This window comes from Aeromicrobium sp. PFPM2_SD2, from assembly GCF_057364525.1.
On record NZ_JBNFNZ010000760.1, the window covers coordinates 1 to 652 of the forward strand.

Below are 652 nucleotides of genomic sequence, written 5' to 3' on the forward strand. Positions count from 1 at the left end.
CCCACCGCGGACGCCTCCGCGACGTCGCCCGCGGCGAGGGCCCGCAGGTGCGCCGACGGCAGGTCGACGAGGCTCAGCACGTCAGTCACCGTCCTCGTCGCGCCGCCGGCGCGACTGCCGCGCCGCTCGGCCAGGGCGTCGTCCGGCGGGTAGACGACCTCCTCGAGCGTCAGCCCGTGTGCAGGCATGACCCGCACGCGCGGGTCGCGCTCGCGGGCGGCCAGGACCGAGCCGGCCCAGCCGGCCTCCTGGCGTCCCTCGCCGGCGACGACGAGCGCACCCATGAGCGCCCGCACCATCGAGTGGCAGAACGCGTCCGCGCGCACCGTCGTCTCGACGACGTCGCCGACGCGCACCGGTCGCAGCTCGAGCAGGGTGCGGATCGTCGTCGCGCCCTCGCGCCGCTTGCAGAACGCGGCGAAGTCGTGCTCGCCCAGCAGCTCGGCCGCGGCGGACGCCATCGCGTCCACGTCGAGCGGACGCCGCCAGCCGACCACGTGCGAGCGGACCAGCGGGTCCGGGCCGGCCGGGCGTCGCAGATCCGGTAGACGTAGCGCCGCTCCAGGGCCGAGAAGCGGGCGTCGAAGCCGTCGGGCGCCGGACGGCAGGTCGCGCACCTCGCACGTCCCGGGCAGCACCGGCCGGCAGCCGC

At 77.3% G+C, this 652-nt stretch carries 1 protein-coding gene; it reads right to left on the bottom strand.

All coding sequences use genetic code 11. The features are described 5' to 3' along the window. Positions 1-461: tRNA pseudouridine synthase A (locus AC2W7G_RS17940; protein WP_485869625.1), on the bottom strand; the 461-nt coding region annotated here is incomplete at its 3' end. Between the last annotated feature and the right edge of the window lie 191 nt (positions 462-652).